Here is a 20,217-nt window from a genome sequence, read left to right on the forward strand (position 1 = left end):
GTATTGCCGGTGGCTAGCCGCCGTACACATGCGGCGCAAGTGTGCCAATGAAGGGCAGGTGGCGGTAGTTTTCTGCATAGTCCAGGCCGTATCCGACAACGAATTCGTTCGGGATTTCAAAGCCAACGTAGGCCACATCCACGTCCACTTTTGCTGCATCAGGTTTGCGAAGCATTGTCGCGATCCTTACCGAGGCGGCGCCGCGGCCTTCGAGGTTCTTCTTCAGCCAGGCCAGGGTCAGCCCGGAGTCGATAATGTCTTCCACAATGAGGACGTGTTTGTCGTGAACATCGGTGTCGAGGTCTTTGAGGATGCGCACCACACCGGAGGATTTTGTTCCCGACCCGTATGACGATACTGCCATCCAATCCATATTCAGCGGTGTGTGGATTTTGCGGGAAAGGTCCGCCATGACCATGACGGCGCCACGAAGTACGCCGACGAGAAGGATCTCGCGTCCTGCATAGTCGCGGTCAATTTCGGCCGCCATTTCGGTGAGCCGTCGATCAAGCTCCGCTTCGTCAACCAGGATGCTTTTGAGGTCCTGTCCCATATCGGTTGCGTCCACTGTGTCCCCTTTGTTCTCGGTTGTCCCATACGCGACGATTGGCGTTGAAGATGCAACCGTTCTAGATTGCCACACCTTACCCATTGCCCGCACTGTGGGCCTGGCCTGCGGGCAGTGAAAATACACAAATGTGGGCATCTTTACCTTTACCGAGGCGTTGTACGCTCACACCGGGCACATTCACCGGCCCTTGGCCGTGCCATTTGGTGACCAGTTCGAGGACTTTTTCTACGTGCGTGGACCCAAGGTCCCCACCGCGCGCCCCATGGGTCAGCAAATGATGACGCAGGACGCGGCGCAGTACCGCCACCGGCAGTTCCATGATCTCGCTCACAATTAGCCGTTCTGGCTGCCCCTCCACGCCAGCGGCCCGATACGCCGTATCAGCCCACTGGGCGAGCGCCGCCTCGTCATCTGCCGCAAGAAGCGCTGTACGAGCAAGGGAAGGCACCACGTCAACGCCGAGTGCCTGAGACAGGGTTGGTAGCGCATAGTCACGTACCGCCGCTCGACGCAAAGGGGAGCCATCAGCACTACGCCACGGTCCCTGTGCCGCATTGGTCACATCGTCCACCCATGGCACCTTCGCCTCTGCAAGGGCGGCACGCAGCAGGGATCGACGCAGATTCAAAACAGGGCGCACCCACATTACCTGGCCTTCAGCGCGAAGGGGAGCCATCGCTTTGAGGGATGAGACACCAGAGCCACGCGCGAGACGAAGAAGCACAGTTTCTGCCTGGTCATCCATCGTATGTCCGACGAGGATTGGCGCGAAGTCGCCACCGTATTGACCAAGCAGCCTCACCGCCTCGTCCATCAGCGCTTCCCGCCGCCCCTGCCGCGCGCTGCCCTCAGGACCACCCGTCGGCGGCATTTGGATACGACGTGTAGCTGCCTGCGCACCCAAATCGGTGGCAAGGCGAGCAACCCACTGGGCTTCCTCGCTCGATTCGCTGCGCACCCCGTGATCCACAGTGAGACTGTGAACCGCAAGGCCATGACGCTGGGCAACGTCAATCGTTGCCACAGCCATCGCCATTGAGTCTGCCCCGCCTGACAATGCCAACAAGACGAAACGGGCACCCTGGTCTTTGAGGCGCCCAATCGAGTCGCGCACACTAAGACTCAGTGTCCGCACTGCGCCGCGCGGTGTGGCCCCAACGATTGCCGAGGCGTGCGGCACCAACGGGTCACCTGCCGACACGGCGCACCCAACGTTGGGGGTCAGCGTATTCCTCAAGGGATGGCAATGTGCGCGGGCTATCAAGAAGCTCAGTCACCATGCCCTGGTCCACCACGGTTTGCGCGAAATGCTGGCATTGTCTGCCCGCGACCACCATATTGACCGCACCTCCCGTGAGGGCATTCAGCACTGTGGCGTACGCGGATTCAACCACGTCACCATCATGGCTTCGAATCCACCCAAGGGAGGGCATATCAACCGTAGTCAACGCCTGCATTTCTGCGCGCGCAAGACAGTTTGACAACAGGGTAAATCGGGCGAGCTCTTCCCCCGTATGTGGCAGTCCCAGCAGGAGGGCAATGAGGTGATCCTCAAGGAATGGAGCATGGACATGGTGTGCGGCATTCAGTGAGGTACGTAGCGTCACCCACCGAGACCAATCGGTCTGGTCCAATTCATATCGACGCGCCTCAGACCAAATATTGGGGGCAACAAAGATGCGTACACCTCGACTGAGATCCCACATTCCTTTGAGTTGGAAGGCGGCAATCCGCCCAATCCGCGCAGCGTCCACCAATGCCAGGGTGCGCAATTGGAGCCCTTGCCTCTGTGCGACGCCATTCATCAGTGCAGCGCACACACGCAATGTATTGCGTCGTTCAAGGATCTCCACTGGACTATCCGCCACCGCATGCGCAGCCTCAGGAAGCGGGGAAAATTCGCCGAGGCGCCGGTTAGTCCACTTCAGGGCACGACGTAAACGCTCCACTGTGGCACCTGCATGAACCGGGGATGTGGCAGGGCCAGATGGGGTCACCAGCGCCGCCCATGCAGCCATTCGTAACACAGCGTGAGGGTCAGTCATACGCCCAGTCTAGTGCGCCTTCTCCTTGTATGCGTGCGCCAGAGCATGCCCGGTGACGCGTCATCTTGTGTCCGCTGATAGGCCACCGAAGTAGTCGGCGTCAAAGCAGGTAGCGTCAGGAGTTATCACAGCCGTTGGCGTCGCGCGTTGCCTTAAGGTGAGCGCAACTGCACTCCGCCTGCGATCACGCCCACGTCATATTTCGACTACGGCAAGGCAGCCAGGGCACTGACGAAGGCGTCAATATGGCGTCTGGTGGCCCACCCAGAGTTGTTAATGACATTGTCATTACCGACCGCATATACGAGCACCCGGCCCGATGACGTGGAAACAACGCCTGTAAGTGTTGACGTCAAACCCAAGGCGCCTGTTTTCGCTTGAACATTGCCCGCCGTTGCTGCTGCAGTCATACGGTCGTGGAGCGTACCTTCCCCGCCAGCCCACGGCAAAGAACGTACCAGTTCAGCGGTGGCTGCCTTGCCATCGCTAAGGGCTGTGACAAGTGTTGACACCAACGTATTGCCCGATATCCGGTTGTTTTCGGACAATCCAGAACAGTCATCAAGGACAAGCCCTGCTGTAGGAATACCCGCATCTTTTAGCGTGTTGGCCACAAGTTCGGTGGCACCTCGGTATGACACCTCGCGACCAGCAGCTTTGGCGGCAAGCTGACAATACTGGTCAGCCATCGTGTTGTCAGAATGACGCAGCATGTATCGAAGCTGTTGTGCAACAGTGGCGGATTGGATGCGCCCGATCTCTTTGGCGGTGGGTGGAACTGCGCTGGCCTCGGCAATATCGACGCTGATACCCGCCGCCCGTAAATGTTCAGCGAAACGCTCGGACACGACCCCGACAGGGTCGTTGTAGTAGGCGGTGATTTCTCCGTTGATCTTGCCTGAGTCAAAGGCATAGGCTGCGACACGGCCCTCATAGTGGGCATTACCTTGGTGCATCCACGCACTGACATATGCGGGACCTGCACTCAGCGGCTGCGCGGGGTGCAGGGTGACGGAGGTACGTCCTTCACTGTTGAGTGTGTGGACGACTTGGGTGGCGAGGTCGGCCAGGCCTGCGTGGCCTGCGGTTGCCGAGGCGTCGCCGTGCTCTGCGCCAAGGAGCAGGTCGCCTTCGCCCCACAGGTACAGGGCACCGTCCTGCGCCGCAACCCCCGTGGACAGGCGCGATGCGGGATCAAGGTGGCTAAGTGCAGTGAAGGCAGCAAGTACTTTGGTGATTGAAGCGGGCGTGTGAACCTCGTCGCCACCTTCGTTAAGCAGGACTTCACCGCTTTCAAGATCGGTGACCAGCGCCCACGAGGTCCAATGGTCTGGGGTTTCGCCCGTCGTTGTGCCATCCAAACCAGCGGCAGCCGCAGCTGCGAGGCGCTGCCATGCGTCTTGAAGATCGGCTGAAGTGAGCGGATTTCCAGCTGAGGCAACCATTTGTGAACCTGCGCTCAATTCTGCCCGCGGCAGTTCGGCAGCAGGTGTGGGACTTGCGACCTTGGTTAAGGTTAACACTCCTGGCACGCGATCGAAGATATTTGCCACAACGTAGGTAGATGTCAGCAATGCCAGTGTTGTTGCCCCTACAATCGCAACAACAGTTCCACGTTTCATGGGTCCCCCTGGTGACTATTTACCCAACAGGGTAGTAGAGATGTGGAGGAAAACCGGTACTACGCCAACGCGGCGTGGTCCCCGACGAAGGAGATCACAGTGGAGTTCGACGTCACGATCGAGATTCCGAAGGGAAACCGTAACAAGTACGAGATCGACCACGAGACTGGACGCATCCGCTTGGACCGAATGTTGTTCACCTCGACCCGTTATCCCGATGACTACGGATTTATTGACGATACGCTTGGTGAAGACGGCGACCCTTTGGATGCTCTTGTCCTGTTAGAAGAACCCACCTTCCCAGGGTGTGTTATTCGCTGCCGTGCCCTTGGCATGTTCCGCATGCGCGACGAAAAAGGCGGTGACGACAAGGTTTTGTGTGTGCCAGCCTCGGATCAACGTGCGTCGTGGAGGACCGAGATCGACGACGTATCAGAGTTCCATCGCTTGGAAATCCAGCACTTCTTTGAAGTGTACAAGGACCTTGAACCAGGAAAGTCTGTGGAGGGCGCTCACTGGGTTGGCCGCGAAGAAGCCGAAGAAGAAATCCGGCGTTCATTTGAGCGGCTCAAAGAATTTGAAGCTGCTGGTGGGCACCACGCCCACTAGAACGCGTGGAGTTGCCCACGAAGGGGCGTTGGGGTGCGCAATTTGCGCACCCCTTTACCTTTCAGTAGCGCACGACGTAGCCGTGGGGCGTCCCGTAGATGGAAATCACTTCGACGCTGCGACCAGGGCGCGGCGCGTGCACGATTTTTCCATCGCCGACATAGATTGCCACATGGTGCGCCGGATAGCCCCAGAAAATAAGGTCCCCTGGTTGTTTCTGACTGTAGGGCACCTTCGTACCCGCAGCGTATTGATCCCAGGTGACACGAGGTATTGACACGCCTTGGGAGCGCATTGCAGCCATCACCAGACCCGAGCAGTCATACCCGTTGGGGCCGGTACCGCCCCACACGTAGGGTTTCCCTACTTGACTGAGTGCAAATGCCAAGGCTCCCTGTCCAACGCCACTCGATGGTGCAGGGCTTGGGGTCGGCGTGGGTGTCGGAGTCGGGGTTGGCGTAGGTGCTGGAGTCGGGGCGGGCGTAGGTGTCGGGGTTGGCGTGGGTGTTGGGGTTGGCGTAGGTGCTGGAGTCGGAGCCGGAATAGGTGTCGGCGTGGGAATAGCCTGTTGTGCTGCCGCTTGCCGCTCAGCCTCCTGTGCCTGCGCAATACGATGCTGCTCTTCAATAGCTGCCTGTCGCTCCTGAATGAGGGCAACAGTTGTATTTTGACGTTGAGCAAGTTCTTCAAGAAGCACCAAACGTTCAGCCTCGACGCGCTGTTGAATCGCAATTGCCTCGTCAAAAGCAGCCTGCGCATCCTGTGCTCGTATTTCAACCTGCGCAACGGCCTCTTGTTCACGCACCACCGCACCATCAGCCGCATCACGCATCACCTGCGCGACCTGTTCAAGGGCGGCAACCTCCTGCATCCGCTGATCTGCATGAGAAGACAACATGTCAACGGCTTTGCTTTGCCGTTCGATCGTACGCAAACCATCAGATTGCATATACGGCATGAACGCGTTCAGAGACGCGCCTCCATCGCGATAAGCCGCGAGCGCAACCGCCCCCACGCGGCTCTTTGACGCTTCAAAATCAGATTCCGCTTGCGCTGCTTGAGCCTGCGCCGCCTGCGCCGTCGCCTTCGCAATGTCCAGGTTTTGCATCGCCGCATTGTATTCTTCTGTGACCTGGGCTGAGTGCATCCCTGCAGCTTCGGCCTCGGCACTGAGCGTCGCCAGTTGCACTTCAATTTGGGCAACGGACAACGCCGCAACTTCTTCGGCTTTGCGGGCGGCATCAATATCATCAGTGCCGGGGGTGGCCTGTGCGAGGCCCGGCAAAAGCAGCATCGTTGCTGCAAAGGCAGCCGTGAGAAAGTGTCGTCGCGCCACTGTCCTACCCGTCGAGTCAATTGACTGTCGTCATACAGTAAAGTCCGCACTCCACACTAATAGGCACCCCATTATCATGCAAGTCCTTTTCACTTCACATATTTTTTTCACTTTGTCACCGACAGCCCCACCAAGCACAGCGACAAGGCAAGGGGTGGAGCACGCGACAAATAGGACGGCAGCGCGCCCAGGATCGGGTCGGGCATGCGCAAACAAGGCAAGGAAGAGGCAGACACGGTCAGGCACGCCGGTCGGATCTGCATGCGCAACCAAGCGCCTCGAAAAAACGACACCCGTGTTACAGATGTCTGCGCAACGGACAGGGCGCAACGCCACAATGCGCGCACAATAATCTAATGCCATGACATTAACCTGCCGAATGCCCAGCTGACTGCACGTCAGCGCTCGCATAGCCGACAGCCGGATGGCCATTGTGCCGCGGGGTCGAGCTCAACGCGTGTGAGGCACTGCCGTGCAGCAGCGCCCCCAAGTGCGGGTGGCGCCCACGGTCGCGACCCCTTTTTGTCTTATCCCGGCCAACGGCACCACATAAGCCCGCTCCATCAGAAGACCCAATTTACGACACCTGAGGAGCTACCATGACCACGCAACGCAACGCGGCACATTGGAAATTCGAAACACAACAGATCCACGCTGGATGGGACCGCGACCCAGCAACAGGCGCAACAAGCCTCCCCATCCATCAAACCTCTTCATTTGCATTCGCCAGCGCAGACCAGGCAGCCAAACGCTTCGCCCTGCAAGAACTAGGCCCAATTTATACACGCATCACGAACCCCACCAATGATGCTGTCGAAGCACGTCTGGCAGCCCTTGAAGGTGGCGTTGGAGCGCTTGCCTTATCCTCAGGCCAATCGGCCACAACCCTCGCCATCCTCAATATTGCAGACTCTGGCAATAACATCGTTGCTTCGCCCTCTATCTACGGTGGCAGCGTGACCCTGCTGAAAAACTCCCTGGGTCGCATCGGCATTGAGACCCGTTTTGTCACTGACCCACTTGATCCTGCGCAATGGAAAGAGCTAGCAGACGAAAAAACAGTGGCCTTCTTCGGTGAAACAATCACCAACCCCAATGGTGAAATCCTCGATATTGAAAACGTCGCCGCCACCGCACACGAGGTTGGGGTACCTCTCATCGTCGACAACACCGTGGCCACACCGTATCTTATCCGTCCCTTTGAGTGGGGCGCCGACGTTGTTGTTCACTCGGCAACAAAATACCTGGGCGGTCACGGCACGTCTATCGTCGGCTTCATCGTTGATTCTGGCAATTTCGACTACACCGAACAGCCTGAGCGGTTCCCCCATTTCAACACCCCCGACCTGTCATATAACGGGCTGGTCTATGGTCGTGACCTCGGCAAAGACGGAATATTCGGTGTTAACCTCAGCTACATTCTGCGTGCACGCACCCTAGGGTTACGTGACTATGGCTTCTCTGCCGCTCCCCTCAACACTTTCCTCATTGAGCAAGGCATCCAAACACTGTCCTTGCGTCTCGACCGCCACGTGGAAAATGCGTTAGCTGTTGCGCGCTACCTCGAAGCACATCCGCAGGTGCAATCCGTGAGTTACGCAGGACTTGAAAGTTCCCCCTTCCACGCTCTTCAGCAAAAATATGCCCCACGAGGAGCCTCGGCACTGTTCTCATTCGTTATCTCTGGTGGACTGGAAGCTGGACGTTCATTCGTTGACGCGCTGGAACTCATTCCCACCGTGGCAAATATTGGCGACGCGAAAACCCTTGCCATCCACCCCGCGTCCACCACGCATTCGCAACTCAACCAGGAACAGCTCCGAGCGGCAGGTGTGGAGGCGGGCACGATTCGTCTATCCATTGGCATCGAGCATGTGGACGACATAATCGCTGACCTCGAACTCGGCTTCGCGGCTGCCCGCTCCTAGGTACAGCTTCGGGCCAGCTTGCGATTAGTCAGGAGAGACCATGTCTGCACGTCCCCTCCCCTCCTCGCCGATCCCCGTCAGTGGCGGATGGCATGAAGGCGACCCGATCGCCCAGCGCCGCTTCGCTGACTTGGGGCCGCTGCGCCTCGAAAATGGGCGGTGCCTACCTGCCATCCGCCTCGCCTACCAGACCTGGGGGACGCTCAATGAGGACTGCAGTAACGCGGTACTCATTGAGCATGCCCTCACTGGAGATGCGCATGTCACAGGCGGCGCCGCCCCTGGCCAGCCCACAGCAGGCTGGTGGAGCGACATCGTTGGTGAAGGAAAGATCATCGACACTACGCGTTACTACGTCGTAGCAGCCAATGTGCTTGGCGGCTGCCAAGGTTCTACCGGACCTGCCTCTCTTCACCCAGATGGTCGCGCTTGGGGGTCACGCTTCCCGGTGATTTCCACACGTGACCAGGTCGAGGCGGAGGTGCGCCTGGCCGATTACCTGGGCATTGCAGCGTGGAATCTTGTTGTGGGCGCATCCTTAGGTGGGCACCGCGCAGTGGAATGGGCTGTCGCCTACCCGCAAAGGGTGTGCCGACTCATCGTCGTTGCCTCAGGTGCGCAAAGTACCGCTGAACAGGTGGCGTGGGCGCACACACAGATTCGTGCCGTTGAACTCGACACAGCATGGTGCGGGGGCGACTACTACGACAATGCGGTTGGCCCCACCTCCGGGCTTGCCCTCGCCCGCCAGATCGCTCACACCACGTACCGTTCTCCCAGCGAATTGGATGCGCGTTTTGGCAGACTCGCGCAGCACGAGGAAGACCCTCTTCATGGGGGTCGGCTTGCAGTCCAGTCGTACCTGGATCATCACGGCGATAAGCTCATTCGCCGTTTCGATGCTGGCTCCTATGTGACCCTGTGTCGCACGATGATCTCTCACGACGTTGGACGTGACCGAGGTGGACTTAAAGAGGCGCTGGCCCAGGTCACTGCCCGCACGCTGGTCGTCGCCGTTGACTCAGATCGGCTGTTTTTCCCTCATCAAGTGTGGTCAATTGCGGACGGCGTCCCTGGCGCCTTTTATCGTGAAATCCATTCTGACCACGGCCACGACGGTTTCCTCATTGAGCACAGCCAGCTAGCTGCGCTTTTCGAGGAATTTCTTTGCCATCGAGCACCCGAGGCACCATCCCTTCCAGGCACGTATGTGAAATAGGCACACAGGCTTTACAGGCTCATTCAGCATCTGCTGTACTTGAAAAGACTATTAAATGGCGCTGATATCCCAGCGGCGCCGCGACGACGATGTGCGGCACATGACGCTGCCCACACGCCGACTGATGAGGAAACACAGATGACGTTCTTCCGCCGTATTGGCGCTGCAGGTGCGGTAATCGCCATCGCCGCCACAACTACCTTGCTGTTAAATACGCCTGGTAACGCCGACCCGAATGCTCCGCTTCAACTGAATGTGGTGGTCACAAACGACGGCACCGCTACCTTCGATGCCAACGATAACGCGGGCAATGACTCCGGCCCTTCCAACGGCATTGTCCGCGTCAATGACACGGTGACCTACCAGCTGCAGTATCAGATTGGCGCAAACAACGCCAATAACACCACCATCACCTTCGCCTTGCCTCAGGGCATGGAGTTTTCGACCCTGCCAGCTTTATGCAGCGGTGCAGGCAGTGCGATCACACCTGCCACCGCAGGAACACCTGCACTGCCGTTGACCGCAAATTCTGTCAATGAACTCAACGCCCAGACCCTCACCTGCAACCTGGGGTCGCGGCCAGCTAATTCGACTGCAACGGTAAATATCACCGCTAAAGTCCTCAACGTGGTTCACCATGGCACCGCATTAACACCAACATCAGCCAATATCACAGCAGATGGTGTAACAACCCCGATCGCACCTCAAAATGCTTTGCCTACCGTCACCGCCTCGGCAGCCCTGAAATGGGACCTCACCAAGAACAGCACCGCTCTGGTTGATAACACGGGGTACCGGTATGGACCTGCGTATTCACCGTGCCCATGGGACCGCACGAAACACTGCTTCGTCACAGGCTACACCGCGCTAATATTTGCGCCCACTGATGGCAAGGGCGCCATGCCCGCCATTGGCGACATCACCTTCACCGATGACCTTAGCCCACGCACACTGTACCCGGGCCTGACTGAAGCACAATACGTTGCGATGGAGGCCAATCTGCAAAAATACGGGTCACGTATCGTTGCTCAGCAACGGAACTATCTTGCACCCGGTTCCAAGATTGGTATCACCGAAAACGGGATTCCGCTGACAGCCACCAACGCTGTGCGTAACTCCGGCACCATGGCAATCGCACAACCAGGTGGGCCCGGCACACCCGTGAATTTCACAGTCAGCGGCGCTGATATGTCACTGCGCACCATCCCCACTCAAGCCGCACGACCGGTGGGCACGGCGCTGGCAGGTAACCGCGCATACGCGGTTTCATTGGCCTTTGACATGTACACCCCAGCAGATACGATCATTGACTTTGGGATCCACAATTCGACTGCCGCAACGTGGTCATTACCGTTCACAAACCGCTACACCGCATTTCACACCACCGGATTTACCGCCAACGATGTTCAAACGATTGCCAACCAGTACACCGGCAACGACTACCGCAGTTCCCAGTACCTCATCACCGCAGGCGGCGGTTTCTCAAAGAACTTCGGTGGGGTGCCAGGAACGGCAAATAACCTTACGCCCGCAGAATTTGATCCAGCGGATTCGTGGCGTGCTGAGGGCCTTCCAGGTGGAGGTACCCGCAACAGTGGTGAAATCACCGTTGCCCCTGGCCAGGAAGTTATTTCCTTGCTCTACACCCGTGGCGCTTCACCCGCCTACCCTGTGCCAATCAGCCAAGTAATGTGCGACGCATGGGATAACTCGCTGCTGCACCTTAAAGCAAAGAACTGGCCAGCCTCCACCCTCGCTGGTGGACAGATGGTGCCCTCGTCAGGAACCGCAGTGTGGGTTTCCGGCTACAATAATCTTCCCAACGCTGCTGGCACTGATGCCCGCAATGCCACCTCGACCGCCGAAGTGCCCGCGATCAAAATCCAGTATTCCGCCTCGGAAAATGTGGCACCAGATAGCGGCGCAGATTCGGTGTGCGATAACACGGTTGGGCAGTGGTACGACAACCCGGCTGACGTTCCCGGCAACGACGTAGCCAAGGCCGCACAAGGGATCTACACAGCAGTGAACCGTGTACGTATTCACACCATCCTGCCCTCTCCGGTTGGAAATTATCCCGCATTTGGTGCAGGGTACTTCATGCAAATCTCGGTTGGCCTCCAGGTCGCGGATTCTGGTGCTGCTGTTGGAACGAAGATTCCGAACTACGTGGCAGCCAAACGTCGCACCAATGTGCAAATGAGCCTCGACGAGATGCTGGCCGATACCCCCACCAGTTGGTCCCCCTCAACATACAACGCCAACGCTCATTCTGGCGCTTTGGGTGACCGTCTGCTCCTCGCCGACGCGCAGGCACGGATCAGCAAAACCGTCCGTATGGCTGGAAGTGGAGAGTTCAGCTCAACGCCGCCCAGCCTTGTCGGCGGCCAGCAGGCTGAATACCGTTTGGCTCCTTCACTCACCTCGCCTGCACCCACAACAGGCATTCTGCGTGACGTGTGGGTAGAGGACTGTTTGCCCGCATCGCAAGCTTTTGTTGAGGCCTCACTCACACCGACTCTGGTTGCCAACGAAACGCCTGCTGACGCTCAGCGCACCGCATGTGCACCAGGCGACACCTACCTGCGTTGGGTGCTGCCGTCCCATGAAGTGAATACACCGATCACGCCGATCACCTTCATTGCAGAGGCCCTACCATCAGCCGCTGACGGCACCTACACCAATACGGTGGTGGTCTGGTCAAATGGTGACGCCTCCAGCGAAAATCGACGCACCGCTAAAGCTGATATTCAGATTACGAATGTCGCAGAAATGAAGTTGGAAAAGAAAGCAGTCACGCCGGTAGTACAGACTAACCGTGCAGCTCAAAGCACCATGCAGAACAATGTGTGGCGCGTGCGCCTGTCCAACACGCTGGCAGCTGGCGCCCCAGTATCAAATGCAGACATTATTGACGTGCTGCCGTCCAATGGCCTGAATGCCTCCAGTTTCAACGGCACGATGAGCTTCGCATCAGTGGAAACCGTTGTTGGTAACCTCACCTACCGGTATTCCAAAGCTGCCCCTGCAACAATCAGCACCGACCCGCGGCATACATCCAATGGCCCCGCCGGGTCAACAGCCTGGTGTGATGCGCCTGCTGGTGGCAACCTTGTGAGCGGTGTGGGTGACTGCCCGGCATCTGCTGCCGAGGTCACGGCCATTCGCGCTATTCAGCCTGGTCCTTTTGCCTCGTCGTCACGGATTGAATTCCTTGTCACCACAACTGCTGTTGGCGGGCACGACGGCGATACCTACGACAACGTTGTGGGAGCTGCCGCTGAGGGCTTTACTTTCACCCTCGGCCCCATCGCCAGCCCTGAACAAGCCGTCGCCTCAAGTATTGGTGACACCGTCTGGTTCGACACGAATGGCAACGGCATACAAGATACTGGTGAAACCGGTGTTGAAGGTGTGACCGTGCGTTTAACTGGCACTGACGACTTAGGTAATGCGGTCGACGTGACAACAACAAGCGTCGTTGATGGCACCTACGTATTTGATGGACTACGATCGGCTGACGCCAATGGATACACAGTGACCTTTAGGCTTCCTGAGGGGCTAGTCAACCAGGGTTACGAGTTCACACCAACTCACGCTGGTAGTGACACTACGGTGGATTCCGATGCGGACGCTCACGGTGTTGTTTCACAAGTTGCGTTAGCCGCCGACACTGATCGCGACGATATCGATGCAGGTATTTCACGCCCTGACATCAGCTTGGTCAAGGACGCTGATAGGACCAGTGTTCGTATTGGTGAGACCATCACCTATACCTTCACTGCGACCAATACGGGCACGACCGTCTTGTCCGATGTGAGCCTCACGGAAGATTCCTTCACCAATGCCAACGGTGACGCTATTACTTTGGATGCGCCACCTGCGCTGGACGCGAATGCCTCCACCGGTACGGTCGATGCGCTGGCACCAGGGCAACGCCTCGTGTGGACAGCTCCCTACACGGTGACAGCTGAGGATCTCGAATTAGGCCACAGTATCGACAATGTGGCCACTGTCAGCGGTGTATCGCCGCGTGACACAGAGGTGGACGATTCTGACGACGCCACAGTCGACTCTGATGGTGAGGCCAGCTTCACCTATTCGAAGACTGCTGAGCGCGCAAGCGGATCCACTGTACTTTCTGGCGAAAAGATCGTGTATACGCTTGTGGTCACCCATCAAGGAGACCTGCCAACACGTGGTGCGACACTCACCGATGACCTGTCAGCGGTGCTTGACGACGCCACAATGAATGATGACGTGGAAGCCACATCAGGTGACGTCACCATTGACGATGGTGTGCTCGAATGGACGGGTGACCTGATGGTGGGCGATATTGTGACGATCACTTACTCAGTGACCGTCAAGGGCAGCGGCGATAAGACGCTGGATAATACGGCGACTTCCACTGATGACCGCGGCGTGTGCGACACAACAGTAGGCTGCACGACACGTCATACGGCGAAGGATCCTGAGCCTCTTCCACCAACTTCCTCTGCTTCAGTTGTCTCAAAACTCAGCAAGACAGGGACTACCGCTGCGATGCTTGCGACCTTTGCTGCCACCTTAGCTGCGGCAGGTGTGCTCACGCTGGTCTCTTCGCGCCGCCGCAGAGCGTAATCGCCGAGGCGCACTCCGCCATCGTGTCAACCCAGAGCATGTGGTGTGGAAGCTAGGCAGCGGGGAGTGAGAATTGGATGCACGTCCAATCCTCACTCCCTGTTCGTTCATTCGGCCTTGCGGATAAGGTCATGAACATATGTTCGCCCACTGCCCTATTCGTCCAGCATTTGCTGTGTTCTGGACGTACCCTGGTGGGGTGAATTCGAGTAATTTTGCTGCAAAACCATCCTCGACCTCGGATGAAAACACAGGTATGCGGCGCACAACTATTGACCCTGAAAGTTCAGCGAAACATCAGTCTGTTCCCGCTGCGACTGTCCCGCATATGCAGGTTGACGTATTGGCGCCGTGGGGTGTTGCCGGTCCGCCTCCAGTAGGGCAATGGAGACAAGACATCCTAGGCAAAGATTTCGAGTCACGCACACTGCCACTGCTGCCGGACAATGAAGGCGAATGTGTGGCGACCCTGATACGGCATGTACCTGCCTGGGATCCTGCTCTGCGCACGCCTGAACCGTTCCATTTTGTTGCTCTGTATATTCATGGGCGCAACGACTATTTTTTCCAAACGGAACTTGCCGAGTGTATTACTGGCAGCGGCGGAGCATTCTACGCCCTCGATTTACGTAAATACGGGCGATCACTGCGTCCCGGACAAACCATTGGTTTTGTCGATGACATGTCAACTTACGACGAAGATATTTCTGAAGCACTGGATGTCATTCGTGAGGAAGTGGGCTCACTTCCACTGGTGCTCATTGGGCATTCGACAGGTGGTCTGCTCACAACATTGTGGGCACATCGTCATCCTGGCGCTGTCGCAGGGCTCATACTCAACGCAGCGTGGTTAGAGATGCACACCATGGCGTCAATGCGTCCAGCCATACATACCTTGCTTGGTCGTATTACCCCGTATTATCCGACTTTGGAAATACCCGGTGGTGAAGGTACGGACCATTATCATCCGTCGCTTCGTGGTGGGTGGGTGAACTCTGGCTTCGACCTACCTGAGTCACTGCTTCCCTACCCTAAGGATCCAGCTGTGGCAGGTTGGGATTATGTCACCGAGTGGAAGCGCCCTGGTGGCTATCCTGTGTTTGCAGGTTGGCTTGAAGCAGTGATGGCGGGACATAATGTCATCAGTAAGTCTGCGCGCATTGACTGCCCGGTGCTGTCGATGATGTCAACGTCCACCTATTTTGACTCCGAGCCGTCACCAAAGGTTTTTACCTCCGACGTTGTCCTCGATGTTGATGTTGTTGCCGCGAGGTCGGCACGTTTAGGACCGCTGGTGACGATTGCTCGTTTTGACGGCAAACATGACCTGTTTTTATCGGATCCTCATGTGCGTCGACAGATCTATGCGACGATGTCGGCTTGGCTAAGTGCCTTCGTGGCGCACTGACTGTCTTTGTGATGCACAGACATGCCGCGCTGGGATTACGCGGCCGCGGGTGTTAATTTGCGCTGAGAACTGCGCGCGTCAACTAGTGTTTAGAGCGGTGTTGCCGCCACGTGGGGTCGGCATACTCACGGATAATGTCGCGGTTAACCTCGTCAAGGGCTTCGTCAAGGGTTGGCCCCTGCAAATCAAGGATGTGGAGGAGGTGCCACGCCACTTCGGGCGCACCGGCATCCTCGTTGGCAACGCCGAGATGCGACATCGCCTCTTGTGGGCTGGTAAATGCCATCCCGTTCAAGTACAGGTTGCCGTCAGCACCCAAAACAAATGAATCAGGAAGGTGAGCTGACGGTTTTGCCACCAGCGGCACGTCTCCACCGATAACCGCTGCAAGGGCATGTAATCCCTGCGCGTCACGGTCCACAACAGGCACACCTTCATTACGTGCTTGTTCAATCCGGTCCTTGAGCGGCCCACGGTCAACAGCCGAATGTGACGCTACATCAGCGTCTACCTCTGCAGCAACGGAGTGCTCACCAATGCCAACACCAGTAACAGCGTCAACGCCGTCACCGACAATAGCTTCGTCCTTCACGGGCTGCATTTTAATGGGACGGCGAGGCCGAGGAGGTGTATGCACCGGAGCATATCGCGCTGCGCCGGTCGCCTCATATGGACCATACGGAGGCACGGTGTTCGCAGGTGTCGCAATAGCGACCTCATCATTGGCCGCAGGCGCCTCATTGAAAGCTTCATCTGCGGCGGCGGCGTCATTTGACGTTGCCGCCACGAGCGAAGAAGAGTCGGGCGCTGAATCCTGTGCCCCTGCTTGCTGCTCGTGTTGAGCGGCAAGCGGCACCGCCTCGTCACTCACATGTGGAAGCGTGTCGACAGCAGACGGCGTGACCCCCAGAGTCGGCAGGGTGACATCACTTGTCAGCTGTTCTTGAGCGACGGCCTCAATTTGCCCAGTCTGTGTACTGCGGCCCACCACCACTTGGGGGGCGTGGCCATACATTCGCGGCCCCACGGTACTGACCTCAAGGAATGTCCGCCCGTTACTCATTTGCCGGAAAGCCATTTCATGGACCTCGACACCGGAGGCTGCCAGGACATCAAGAGCAGGTCGCACTGCAGGGTCAATGGATGCCACCACAATCACGAGGCGTGGGCCAGACCCAGCTGATGGCGGCATAGAATCTTTAAAACGCAACCATCCAAGTTTGAAACCGTCAACGTCACCAGGATATTCCCGAGCCAGGTCAGACCACGACAGTGCCGCAGTTTGCGCTAGGCGAGACAGGGACGAGATGAGGATATCGGAGTCGAGGTGACGCACGACTTCAACGGATACCACTTGCCCGGACGCATCAAGAGCAATAAGACGCGGTTCAGCCAACTGCCCGTCGTCGACAGGCGAAAGGTCACGCCACGTGATGGGGAAAAGTGGACGTGAAACGATCTCAAGGACCTGTGAACAGACTGCGTCAATCACTTCTGGGGTGAGCCCACCTGGCACATTCCGCCCAAACTGCGCAGGAATAAGCCGACCGTCCTCGAATTCGAACAGTGCCATCCCACTCCCCTAAACATTTGAGCACGCTACCGTTTCATTGTCCCATATCCCCACGTGCCTGTACGCACAACATTCCGCATGCCACACGTGTTGTGTACATATTTTTATGTTGAAGCCGCGCGTTCACCAATATCGTTCAGACCGTCCACTGCGCGTCATGGACGCAAAGACCACGAATGCGCTGCACGGTGGGACAATACCCCTATGACATCTGCGGGACCCGGCAGCGCACTGGACGCCAAAGATCATGCCTTCCTCACCGACCTTTCAGCACGTATCAGTGGAACGGTCGACTACTCTGCGGGCACCCGTGCACGCTATTCCACCGATGCCGGCAACTACCGTATCCCACCGCTTGCGGTCGTCATGCCTCGCACTATTGACGACGTCCTTACCACGCTTCACGCAGCCCGCGCTGCAGGTATTCCGGTGACAAGCCGAGGTGGCGGCACCTCGTGCGCGGGAAATGCCATTGGCCCTGGCCTTGTCATTGATTTCACGCGCCACATGAACCGCGTGCTGTCAATCAATCCTGAAACCCAAACGGCGGTGGTCGAACCCGGCTGTATTCAGGAGACCTTGCAGGCAGCAGCACGCCCCTATGGTTTGCGTTTCGGACCTGATCCGTCGAGTTCCAACCGGGCAAGTATTGGCGGCATGGTAGGTAATAATGCCTGTGGCCCCCATGCAACAGCTTGGGGACGCACAGCGGATAATATCGTGGCTCTGGATTGTGTCGATGGTCAGGGGCGCCGCTTTACTGCACGTACATCCCATGACGAGGCGCTTGATGAGGTGCCAGGATTAGCTGCGCTGATTCGTTCCAACCTGGCGCCAATACGCACCGAACTTGGACAGTTTGGACGTCAAGTATCTGGCTATTCGTTGGAGCATCTTACGCCCGAAGGTGGCCGCAATCTTGCGGCGATGCTCGTTGGCACTGAGGGAACGTTGGTGACGCTGCTGTCGATCACCGTGAAACTCGTGCCCTTGCCCACTGCGCCTGTGCTTGTCGTATTGGGCTACCCCGATATGATCGCTGCCGCTGACGACGTCCCCACACTGTTGGAGCATCGTCCGTTGGCCGTGGAAGGCCTCGATTCGCGCCTTGTTGACGTGGTGAAAGCTCATCGCGGACCCGGCGCTGTTCCTGCCTTACCAGCAGGTGAGGGCTGGATTATGTGCGAAATGGGGGGCGATTGCCCCGAGGATTCTCTTGCCCGTGCCTATGCGCTTGCCGAGGCTGCCCACACTGACGCTTTCGAGGTGTACCCACCTGGAGCACAAGCCCTAGCGCTGTGGCGAATCCGCGCTGACGGCGCTGGGCTGGGTGGGCGCACCCCTTATGACCCTGCCACGGGGCGCGGCGGTGAACAGGCGTGGCCAGGGTTGGAGGACGCTGCTGTTCCTCCTGCAAAACTTGGCGACTATCTCAGAGGTTTTACTGCCTTAATGAAGCAGTACAACATTGACGGCCTGCTGTATGGGCATTTCGGTGACGGCTGCGTACACATCCGGTTGAATATGCCGCTTGAAACGGAAGATGGGGTGGCCCATTCACGGCGTTTCTTGGAAGCGTCTGCTGCGTTGTGCGCGTCCTTCGGGGGTTCCGTATCAGGGGAACACGGTGACGGGCGGGCACGCACCGAGTTGTTGCGTTATATGTACAGCCCCACGATGCTTGACCTATTTGCGCAGGTGAAGTATTTATTTGACCCCGATAACTTCCTCAACCCTGGGGTGCTCACCTCGCCGTTATCGCCCGCTCAGGCACAGGTGCGCGCCCAGGAGCGCAGTGCCAGCGTCGGCAGCTGGGAGGCGTCAGCTTCTGCTGGGGCGGTGTCGGCAGCAGCATTGCGGGCATCTACCAGCTCGCTGTCGGCGCCCGCCAGCCCGGACGCTGTTGACACGGGCGGCAAAGGCCAGGATCCACAGCCGGGTATTGATCGTCTCGATGCCTATTTGCGGCGCCCGCATGCCCGAAAGATGCCTGCTGACGGTGGTTTTGCTTTCCACGAGGATGGCGGCGATTTCACGGCGGCAATCCACCGCTGCACGGGGGTTGGTAAGTGCCGCGCAAGTGTTCCCGGTTCCTTTATGTGCCCTTCCTACCAGGCCACCTTGGAAGAAAAGGATGTGACACGTGGTCGGGCACGCACGCTGCAAGATGCGGCCAATGGGCAGCTCATTGCGGGGATAGATTCGCCTGACCTTCTTGAGGCCTTGGATCTATGTTTGGCTTGTAAAGCCTGCTCGTCAGATTGTCCGGCGGGCGTGGATATGGCGAAATATCGTTCAGAGGTGTTATTTCGTCGCTTCCGAGGCCGTCTGCGTCCACTATCGCATTGGACGCTGGGATGGTTACCACGGTGGCTACGCATCACTGCGCGCATACCCGCATTGGCCCATTTAGGTAATGCAGTCTTTGGGTTTGCGCCGTTGAAAAACCTGGTGTTTAAGGTTATCGGCCTCGATACGAGGCGCCCGATGCTCTCTTTGCAGGCAGGTACCTTTAGCCAGTGGGCACGAAAGCGCGCGATGGCATCTACATTGCCGTCTGCCCAGGCGGCGCCTCGTTTCGTTGTTGTTTGGGCAGATAGTTTCTCCCAGACCTTGGATGACTCAGGGGCGCGTGCAGTCGTTGAGGTCCTGGAAGCTCAAGGGCTCACGGTGATCGCCGCGCCTGATGTGTGTTGCGGATTGACATGGATTACGACTGGGCAATTGGACGGTGCGAAGAAACGGCTGCGCGGACTCTTGGATGCTTTGGCGCCCTTTGCTGCCAACGGTATTCCAATCGTTGGTGTGGAACCGTCCTGTACAGCTGTGCTGCGTGATGATCTTTTAGATTTGCTTCCCGACGATACTCGTGCACCGTTGGTGGCGGGGGCAGTGAAGACTTTGGCGGAAGTACTGTCATCCCTACCTGAAGACCAGCGGTACTTACCTGATTTGTCTGGCGTTGAAGTCGTTGCGCAGCCACACTGTCACCATCATTCGGTGATGGGGTGGTCTACTGATGAAGCACTGCTCACATCCTTGGGTGCGAAGGTAACGAAGTTGGAGGGCTGTTGCGGTCTTGCTGGAAACTTCGGCATGGAGCAGGGACATTATGAATTGTCGGTGGCTGTTGGCGAGCGTTCCCTTTTGCCTGCGTTGGCAGAGCATCCGCAGGCGGTGTACTTAGCGGACGGTTTTTCCTGTCGCACGCAGGCGCAGCAGCTTGCTTCCCGAGGCGGTCAGCACCTCGCGACGCTACTGGCGTCACGCTTGCCTTAGGGCCCCA

12 protein-coding genes are annotated in these 20,217 nt (G+C 57.8%); 6 read left to right on the forward strand and 6 right to left on the reverse strand.

Annotated elements, in window-relative coordinates:
- Positions 1–13: 13 nt before the first annotated feature.
- The 4 genes from hpt to dacB form a co-directional block, all read right to left on the reverse strand.
- Positions 14–568, reverse strand: coding sequence for a hypoxanthine phosphoribosyltransferase (gene hpt, locus G438_RS0106560; protein WP_026460628.1), 555 nt, complete (start codon positions 566–568; stop codon positions 14–16).
- A gap of 76 nt (positions 569–644) precedes the next feature.
- On the reverse strand, positions 645–1,808 hold the full coding sequence (gene tilS, locus G438_RS0106565) for a tRNA lysidine(34) synthetase TilS (protein WP_240471012.1): 1,164 nt from the start codon (positions 1,806–1,808) through the stop codon (positions 645–647).
- Positions 1,759–2,616 carry a zinc-dependent metalloprotease gene (locus tag G438_RS0106570; RefSeq protein ID WP_026460630.1) on the reverse strand — a complete coding sequence of 286 codons (858 nt, stop codon included), beginning with the start codon at positions 2,614–2,616 and terminating at the stop codon, positions 1,759–1,761. Before G438_RS0106570 ends, tilS begins: the two co-directional genes overlap by 50 nt.
- 206 nt (positions 2,617–2,822) lie before the next feature.
- Positions 2,823–4,238 carry a D-alanyl-D-alanine carboxypeptidase/D-alanyl-D-alanine endopeptidase gene (gene dacB, locus G438_RS0106575; RefSeq protein WP_026460631.1) on the reverse strand — a complete coding sequence of 472 codons (1,416 nt, stop codon included), beginning with the start codon at positions 4,236–4,238 and terminating at the stop codon, positions 2,823–2,825.
- Positions 4,239–4,337: 99 nt separating this feature from the next.
- On the opposite strand from dacB, the gene G438_RS0106580 reads away from it, so the two are divergent.
- A complete protein-coding gene (locus G438_RS0106580) occupies positions 4,338–4,847 on the forward strand; it encodes an inorganic diphosphatase (protein WP_026460632.1) in 510 nt (169 codons plus the stop codon).
- 61 nt (positions 4,848–4,908) lie between these two features.
- Here G438_RS0106580 and G438_RS12375 read toward each other — a convergent pair whose 3' ends face one another.
- On the reverse strand, positions 4,909–6,183 hold the full coding sequence (locus G438_RS12375; protein WP_026460633.1) for a C40 family peptidase: 1,275 nt from the start codon (positions 6,181–6,183) through the stop codon (positions 4,909–4,911).
- 599 nt (positions 6,184–6,782) lie between these two features.
- Here G438_RS12375 and G438_RS0106590 point away from each other — a divergent pair.
- The 4 genes from G438_RS0106590 (at position 6,783) to G438_RS0106605 (ending at position 15,358) form a co-directional block, all read left to right on the forward strand.
- Positions 6,783–8,111 (forward strand): O-acetylhomoserine aminocarboxypropyltransferase/cysteine synthase family protein, encoded by a 1,329-nt coding sequence (locus tag G438_RS0106590; protein ID WP_026460634.1) that lies wholly within the window; start codon positions 6,783–6,785, stop codon positions 8,109–8,111.
- A gap of 40 nt (positions 8,112–8,151) precedes the next feature.
- Complete coding sequence (metX, locus tag G438_RS11250; RefSeq protein WP_034285526.1) at positions 8,152–9,330, forward strand: homoserine O-acetyltransferase MetX; 1,179 nt, start codon at positions 8,152–8,154, stop codon at positions 9,328–9,330.
- Positions 9,331–9,468: 138 nt separating this feature from the next.
- Positions 9,469–13,950 carry an SdrD B-like domain-containing protein gene (locus G438_RS0106600; RefSeq protein WP_026460635.1) on the forward strand — a complete coding sequence of 1,494 codons (4,482 nt, stop codon included), beginning with the start codon at positions 9,469–9,471 and terminating at the stop codon, positions 13,948–13,950.
- Positions 13,951–14,278: 328 nt separating this feature from the next.
- A complete protein-coding gene (locus tag G438_RS0106605; RefSeq protein ID WP_034285572.1) occupies positions 14,279–15,358 on the forward strand; it encodes an alpha/beta fold hydrolase in 1,080 nt (359 codons plus the stop codon).
- 82 nt (positions 15,359–15,440) lie between these two features.
- Here the strand turns inward: G438_RS0106605 and G438_RS0106610 are convergent, their stop codons facing one another.
- On the reverse strand, positions 15,441–16,931 hold the full coding sequence (locus G438_RS0106610) for a hypothetical protein (protein WP_026460637.1): 1,491 nt from the start codon (positions 16,929–16,931) through the stop codon (positions 15,441–15,443).
- Positions 16,932–17,135: 204 nt separating this feature from the next.
- On the opposite strand from G438_RS0106610, the gene G438_RS0106615 reads away from it, so the two are divergent.
- Positions 17,136–20,210, forward strand: a complete 3,075-nt coding sequence (locus G438_RS0106615; protein WP_051259381.1) for an FAD-binding and (Fe-S)-binding domain-containing protein — start codon at positions 17,136–17,138, stop codon at positions 20,208–20,210.
- Positions 20,211–20,217 lie beyond the last annotated feature (7 nt).

The sequence above is a fragment of the Schaalia suimastitidis DSM 15538 genome, assembly GCF_000429105.1.
Taxonomy (GTDB): Bacteria; Actinomycetota; Actinomycetes; order Actinomycetales; family Actinomycetaceae; genus Pauljensenia; species Pauljensenia suimastitidis.

Excerpts from the sequence above, each read along its gene's own strand:
- G438_RS0106570 (WP_026460630.1), bottom strand. The coding sequence starts at position 2,616 with ATGACTGACCCTCACGCTGTGTTACGAATGGCTGCATGGGCGGCGCTG.
- dacB (WP_026460631.1), bottom strand. The coding sequence starts at position 4,238 with ATGAAACGTGGAACTGTTGTTGCGATTGTAGGGGCAACAACACTGGCA.
- G438_RS0106590 (WP_026460634.1), top strand. The coding sequence starts at position 6,783 with ATGACCACGCAACGCAACGCGGCACATTGGAAATTCGAAACACAACAG.
- metX (WP_034285526.1), top strand. The coding sequence starts at position 8,152 with ATGTCTGCACGTCCCCTCCCCTCCTCGCCGATCCCCGTCAGTGGCGGA.
- G438_RS0106600 (WP_026460635.1), top strand. The coding sequence starts at position 9,469 with ATGACGTTCTTCCGCCGTATTGGCGCTGCAGGTGCGGTAATCGCCATC.
- G438_RS0106605 (WP_034285572.1), top strand. The coding sequence starts at position 14,279 with ATGCAGGTTGACGTATTGGCGCCGTGGGGTGTTGCCGGTCCGCCTCCA.
- G438_RS0106610 (WP_026460637.1), bottom strand. The coding sequence starts at position 16,931 with ATGGCACTGTTCGAATTCGAGGACGGTCGGCTTATTCCTGCGCAGTTT.
- G438_RS0106615 (WP_051259381.1), top strand. The coding sequence starts at position 17,136 with ATGACATCTGCGGGACCCGGCAGCGCACTGGACGCCAAAGATCATGCC.